At 29.4% G+C, this 5,596-nt stretch carries 4 protein-coding genes; all 4 read right to left on the reverse strand.

The window, feature by feature from the left end; translation table 4 throughout:
- Positions 1 to 119: 119 nt before the first annotated feature.
- From ACNF36_RS02845 to ACNF36_RS02860, 4 genes are read right to left on the reverse strand one after another with little or no spacing between them, the layout of a single operon-like run.
- Positions 120 to 1,361 (reverse strand): CNNM domain-containing protein, encoded by a 1,242-nt coding sequence (locus tag ACNF36_RS02845; protein WP_418303658.1) that lies wholly within the window; start codon positions 1,359 to 1,361, stop codon positions 120 to 122.
- Positions 1,362 to 1,412: 51 nt separating this feature from the next.
- Positions 1,413 to 2,900 carry a DnaB-like helicase C-terminal domain-containing protein gene (locus ACNF36_RS02850; RefSeq protein WP_418303659.1) on the reverse strand — a complete coding sequence of 496 codons (1,488 nt, stop codon included), beginning with the start codon at positions 2,898 to 2,900 and terminating at the stop codon, positions 1,413 to 1,415.
- Positions 2,887 to 3,348: a 50S ribosomal protein L9 gene (gene rplI / locus ACNF36_RS02855; RefSeq protein WP_323188374.1), complete on the reverse strand. Its 462-nt coding sequence runs from the start codon at positions 3,346 to 3,348 to the stop codon at positions 2,887 to 2,889. The genes ACNF36_RS02850 and rplI overlap by 14 nt, the downstream gene beginning before the upstream one ends.
- On the reverse strand, positions 3,329 to 5,368 hold the full coding sequence (locus tag ACNF36_RS02860; protein ID WP_418303660.1) for a DHH family phosphoesterase: 2,040 nt from the start codon (positions 5,366 to 5,368) through the stop codon (positions 3,329 to 3,331). Before ACNF36_RS02860 ends, rplI begins: the two co-directional genes overlap by 20 nt.
- Between the last annotated feature and the right edge of the window lie 228 nt (positions 5,369 to 5,596).

Genomic DNA, 5,596 nt, shown 5'->3' on the forward strand with positions numbered 1-5,596 from the left:
TCTGAAAAAAGTTCTAGTCATTGTTCTTGTTTTAGTTGTTTCATAATCACTCCTTAATATAAAAAACACAAAATACGGTGTTGTCCATATTTTGTGTCCCAGTTTATTACTGCTACTTTTTATAACTTGTTAACTTCAATGATTGCTGAATATTTTTTATTTTTAACTAATTCAATAACCTTGAAGCTAATTTCATCTTCGATAGTGAATTTTGTTGATTTAAGTAGTTTAGTTGAATTTGTCTTAGTTAATAAATAAGTTTTCAAGTCCATAGCTTTTTCATCATCGCTTATAAGTTCTTCATCAATTTCGAGTTGCTTAATTAAATCAGACATTTTAACGTTTGAATGAGCTTTAGCTCTTTCAAGTGAAATTTCATAAATTTGCTCATCGTCATCGTATTCATCATAGATTTCTCCAATGATTTCTTCAATGATGTCTTCAATTGTAATGATACCTAAAACATCTGTAGAGTTGTTGTTTTCAACAACAAAAGCCATTTGAGCTCTTGCTGCTCTCATTTTCTCAAGAGCACTTGAAAGAATTGAGTTAGCTGAAATGCTTGGAACTTGTTTCATATAATTAATCACTTTACCTTTTTTAAGTGAGAATATGTCTTTTAATAAAACAATTCCGATAAGTTGTCCATCTTTTTCAATTGGTAATCTTGAATAGTTTGTATCCTTGAATATTTGAACCGCTTCTGCTACACTAGCTTTATAAGAAATGTAAGTTACATCTTTTAATCTAATGTAGTGTTGTGCAACTTTTGTTGAGTCTAAATCTAAAGCATTTTGAGCTAAAATACTTTCTCCGGTTTGCAGCACCCCTTCTTCGTTAGCTAGTGCTAGCATTGATTTAATATCACTTTCTGAGTTTGTAACATAAACATTTTTGCTAAGTTTGCTAATAAAGAAAGTGATTGGGAAGAATATTCAGAACATTAGTTCATTGAATAAACAGAAAACTTTTAAGTATCTAATTGGATTATTTTTAGCAATTAATTTAGGTGTTATTTCACCAAATAATACTAAGATTGGAGTAACCACTAATGTCGAGATAATAACAACAAGTGAGTCATTATCAGAAAGATATTTTGATAAAACATAAGACATTGTAGCTGATGAAGCTACGTTAACTAAGTTGTTACCAATTAAAATGGTACTTAGAATTTGATTGTATTTCTTAACTTGCTTGTCAATTAACTTTCCAAATCTATGTTCGTTTTCAACTAATTCATAAACTTTGGCAGGTGAAACTGTTGAGTAAGCAGTTTCGCTTCCACTAAAGATACTACTTAAAACAAATAATATAAGCATAACTATGCATAAAACAATTGTAATTACTGTTTTACTATCCATAGTACACCTCTAAAGAATTATTTTTGTGGTTCCTATAATAACTGGAGTCCATTAAAATCCACCTCTTTCATTCGTCATATCGTCTAAAAATTGTACATATTTACCTGTGTAAATTAAAGTTGCTTGACCAGGTTCGCCATTACGGTTTTTAGCAACTGATAGGGTCACAGGGATTGATTCGAATGTTCTAACTTCGTCATCATTACTGTGTGCTGATTTTTTAAGTTTCTTTCTACTTAAGAAAATAACAATGTCAGCATCTTGCTCAATTGATCCGGATTCTCTAAGGTCACTTAATTGTGGACGCTTGTCTTCACGATTTTCAACACTTCTGGATAACTGTGATAGAGCAATAATTGGAATTTTAAGCTCTAGAGCAAGTGTTTTTAGTGAACGTGAAATCATTGCAACTTCGTTTTGTCTGTTTCCTGTTGCTTGATTTCCACCTGAAATCAATTGTAAATAGTCAATTACAATTAAGTCTACTTTGTTTGTGTTTTTAATTAAATGTTTAATTTTGAAAATGATTTCATTAATTTTTGATTTAGGATCATCGTCAAATCAAATTTGATTTTCATCAGGTGTTCTTTGCATACTTGAAACAACGTGATGAATTTTCATTAAATCTTCATAATTGTTTTTTAAGAGTTTGATATTTTGCAATTTGTACATATCTATTAGTGTAGAAGTTGCTAAATATCTAGTTGTAAGTTCTGATGTAGGCATCTCAAGAGAAATAAAAGCTACATTTTTTGGTTTGCCATCTTTCATTCCTTTTTCAATAATGTTTCTTGCAATGTTTAATGCAAGCGCGGTTTTTCCGACCCCTGGACGAGCAGCTAAAATAATTAGCTGACCAGGTTTAAATCCTTTAACATATTTATCAATTGCATTAAATTCTGTAAGAAGAGCTTTTTCTTCATTTTCATCATTCTTAAGGCGACTAAAATATTTCTCAAGAGCGCTTTCAAGTGAAATAAATTCACTATTTTTGATTGATAAATTATTACTACTAATAATGAAGTTTTCAACATCAGTAACAATGTCTTCTCAAGTGATTTTAGGATTTTGCCCTAATACAGCTAAATAATTACTAAAGAAAGCTTCTGCTTGTCTTCTTTTGTGAAGTTCAATTAACTTTTCAACATTTGGTAAAAAGTTTTCATCTGAAGAAAGTGTTGAAACAATTTTGTTTAATGTTTCAATTGATAAAGGAGCTCATTCAAGACTTGGGTTTTGAGCTTTGAATTTAGGTATTTCGTTTAAAAGTGTGTTGTAATCAAAAATGTAATTTTGATTAGGTTCACTTGCTTTTCTAGTTTTTAAAAATCTAAATAATGTAGAGTATTCAAGGTTGAAAAATGCTTCAGTGACAAGGTAGTCTAAACCAAGAGTTTGTTTTTCGGTATCATTAATTATCGTACTTAAAACTTGTCTTTCGATTTTTTCATCTTTGTACAAAGTATTTGCTAAAGGACGAATTATTGTTTCAACTCACTTGTATAAAGAGTTTTGATTGTTTCTATTATTTCTTAACATTTTTAATTTTAATTTCCACTCTTAAAGTTGCTTTTATATCTTTGTATAAAACAATTTCAACATCGTGCAATCCTTCTGATACTAAATGCACTTTTTGGATTGAATGTTTTGGTAACTTGTAACCTAATGAAGTTAATTTTTTATCAACATCTTTTGTAGACACTGAACCGTGTACATTTAAATTAGAATTTCCATCAATATTAGCTTCTAAAGTAAATTCTAATCTTAACTCTTCTAATTTTTCTTTAAGTCTTAAAGCACCTGTTCTTTTTTCATGTTCATCAGCTGATAAATCATCTAATCTTCTTTGTAATTGTCTTGCAGTTTGTTCATTGTATGGAACTCCAAAACCATTTTTAACTAAGTAGTTTGAACCATAACCATTTGATACTTCGATAACTGTGTTAGCTTTTCCATCTTTACAATCTTTAATTAGTATAACTTTCATCTTTTAACTCTCTTTCTGTTGTTGTTATTGCGTGGTGCACATTGTTAACAAATGTTTCTAATTCCTCATTTGAAATAGCAGCAGCTGTTCCAAAGTGTCCACCTCCACCAACTTGCTCAGTAATAATCTGAACGTTTGTATTTATACCTCTAGCACTAAGTTTGTACAAGTTTGTTCCCTTAAGTCTTGCAATAACGAAGGAAGCAACTCTGCCTTTTGTTTTAAGAAGTTCATTAGCAGCCATTGAAATAACGTCAGCTTCAACTTCGATTGGAGAATACGCTAAGTAGTAGCCTTTTTTAACTTCTTGTGCATTTTCTAAAATAGTATTAATTTGTTTTTTTGTTGTTTCATCAATTTTAAGAATTTCGCTTCCTTCAACTACATTTGCACCTTTTGATTGCAACCAAGCACTTGCTTGGAATGTTCTAGCTGAGACTGATTTTGTAAATTGTACTGTATCAACTAAAATACCACCTAAAAGTAATTGAGCACATAATGGCGAGAATTTTCATTCCCTATCTGTGAGCATAAAAATTTCAGTAACAATTTCTGAAGCTGAAGAAGCTGTTGTTTCAACATAAATATTTGTAACAGGACAATAATCAATTTGCTTTCCAACTCTGTGGTGGTCAAATACGAAAATATTTTCCCTGTCTGCATTTAAAATAGCATCCTTATTATCTGTACGACCTGGATCTGAATTATCTACAAACACAACTAATGTGTTTAAATCTGTTAATTTTGACGCTTTATTTGCACTTATGATAATTTTTTCTAAGTTTAAATCTGTATCTTCATAAACATTGTTTTTGTAACTAAGTTCATTTCTAAAATATGTTGTAGTCATATCGAACGATTCAGCACATATGTAAGCTTTCTTACCTCTTTGATGAGCTAAATATGCAATTCCATATGATGAACCTAATGAGTCCATATCAGCTGATTTGTGTCCATAAACAATAACTTTTGTAATTTGTTCGCTATCAAGTTTTTTAAGGAACTCATCTGAAATTTTCTTAATTTTAGTCATATTATTGTTAGACACAATTTCGATACTTGAACCATAATAAATCGCAGTCTCAGTATCGCTGAAAATCGCAACCTGGTCTCCTCCACGGTTTTGAGCTTGAACTAAAGCTTTTTTAGCTTGCTCTAATTTTTCTTTAAGCGAGCTTCATCCTCTAGCAAACCCAACACTAAGCGAAAGTTTACCAATTGATGTGTCCGGAACATTCTTTTGAATATTTGTAAATAAAGAAAACTTATCTTTAGACATATTGTAAAGTGAAACCTGGTCTGTAATAACAATGAACTTACCATTTGTATATTGTCTATAAATTAAGTTGTATTCTTTTGAATATTCATTGAATGTATCAATAATTGTTTTATTAACTAAGTAAAGTTGCTCTTCAGATAAGATTGATTGATACATTTGGTAGTTATCAATTTCAATTTCACCAATAACAGTTTTTTGATCATGAACTTCATTTTTAAATAAAGTTTCAGTTGTAATATCACGAATAATTATGATGTTTGATAATGGTCAGAATTGAGCTTCATAAATGTTTTTATTATTTTCGAACTCAATTTTAGTTTGATTCATATCAAGCTCTAAAAATTCTTTGTTATCTGAAATTGTTGTAAAGAATGTTTTAATGTGAATATCAATAAAATCTTTGTGAAACTTGTTTTTGATAAAGTTACTTGCTCAAATGATTTTATGTTCAGCATTGTAAATAACAAATCCGATGTTATTACTTGACATAATATCTTCAGTAAATGAATCAAAAGAGTTTTTAACAATGTTTCTTGACCTTGCAAAAATCTTTGTAATTCAAACTAGTGTAGTTGCTAGTGATGCAAAAACTAAAATCATTGCAACAATAACTAAACCAATTTCTCAAGTTAATGCAGTTGTTTCGTTATTTTTTACTAAAATTGCAGTTAGTAAAATAAACAGAATTACAAAAACTACGCATAAACACGAAAGTAAGCTTATTTTGTATTTTGTTTTCATTCAAATCCTTTTTGTTTGTGTTGTAAAAATTTAAATATTTAATATTTAAATTATATAAGTTTTGCAGAAATTGTTATCAATATGTTTTATTACATCGAAAATATCTACAGGAATATGATAAATAAAACAAAAACTCACAATTAATGTGAGTGTAAACTGGGACACTAAAAATGGACAGAAGGTTTAATTAGACATAATAACACCTCAATGATGTTGGGGTGTTTTTCA

This window comes from Mycoplasma sp. 4463, assembly GCF_048381515.1.
In the GTDB taxonomy this organism is placed as follows: domain Bacteria; phylum Bacillota_I; class Bacilli_A; order Mycoplasmatales; family Metamycoplasmataceae; genus Mycoplasmopsis.